A 1147-nucleotide genomic window follows, 5' to 3' on the forward strand; every position below is an offset into this window, starting at 1 on the left:
TGCTATGATGACTATTGGCTTTTTAGGCTTTATAGTTTGAGCACATCATATGTACACGGTGGGTTTAGATGTTGATACGAGAGCTTATTTTACAGCGGCTACTATGATTATAGCTGTCCCAACTGGTGTTAAAATATTTAGTTGAATTGCTACTATTTGAGGGGGCCGTGTTAACCAGTCCGCCGCTATGCTTTTTTCTTTGGGCTTTGTTCTTTTGTTTTGCATTGGTGGTTTAAGCGGCGTCATACTAGCTAACGCGGGTTTAGACGTTGCTTTTCATGATACCTACTATGTTGTGGGGCATTTTCATTATGTTTTATCTATGGGCGCGGTTTTCGCAATGTTTTCTGCGTTTTATTACTGGTTCGAAAAATTGACCGGGAAACATTACAATGAGGTCATAGCTAAAATACATTTCTGAACTTTTTTTATTGGCGTTAATTTAACGTTTTTTCCTATGCATTTTTTAGGTTTAGCCGCCATGCCTAGAAGAATTTCTAATTATCCGTTTACGTATTCAGAATACAATTTTTGAGCGTCATTTGGTTCTTCTATATCTGTTATTAGCGTTGTTGTCTTTTTCGCCGGATTTATTGATGCCTATATTAACTCAGAAAAAAATAAGGAGTTTAATAAAGAATTATCTAATCCGGACGCCGAAGGTTTTTACGCGGTTGAGGAGTGATCTACTATCGCGCGTGACAGGTTTTTAGATTGACGCGAAAGGGTTAACTCGAGAAATTCTAATGGGTTTTTGCCAGGACTTTTTTTGCTAAAAATGAAAGCTCATAACTCTTGATGAGAGGGTTATTACTATACTACGGAGCCGAACCCGTATTCTATGCCTCATATACCAAGCATAGTAAGCGGGAAGCAAGTTCTTAGGGATTTTGGCCAGTATCCATATGAGGACATAGTGAACATGATAAATAACAGGCCCTCACACTGCCCGGAATATAGATATAATTTTTCTACTTCTGCTACTAACGTAATGGACGCTATAGTTGATTTGCACAATGACATAATGTTTTTTCTTGTAGTTATAATAGTAATTGTAACCTGGATGTTGTTTGCCGCTGTAATCGAGTTTAGGGAACATAAATTTGAGGAGCCGTATTACGGCTTTAATGATGAGTCATCAAACGTG

General features: G+C 37.8%; 1 protein-coding gene and 1 pseudogene. Both read left to right on the forward strand.

From position 1 onward, the window contains the following. The first annotated feature begins 49 nt into the window (after positions 1-49). Positions 50-421, forward strand: a pseudogene (locus ACQR30_RS11285) (cbb3-type cytochrome c oxidase subunit I). A 420-nt stretch (positions 422-841) separates the two neighbouring features. Then, positions 842-1147, forward strand: a 306-nt coding sequence (locus ACQR30_RS11290) for a cytochrome c oxidase subunit II transmembrane domain-containing protein (RefSeq protein ID WP_429735111.1), incomplete at its 3' end; no start/stop codon positions are given.

The organism is Arachidicoccus sp., from assembly GCF_050436765.1.
Lineage (GTDB): Bacteria > Bacteroidota > Bacteroidia > Chitinophagales > Chitinophagaceae > Arachidicoccus.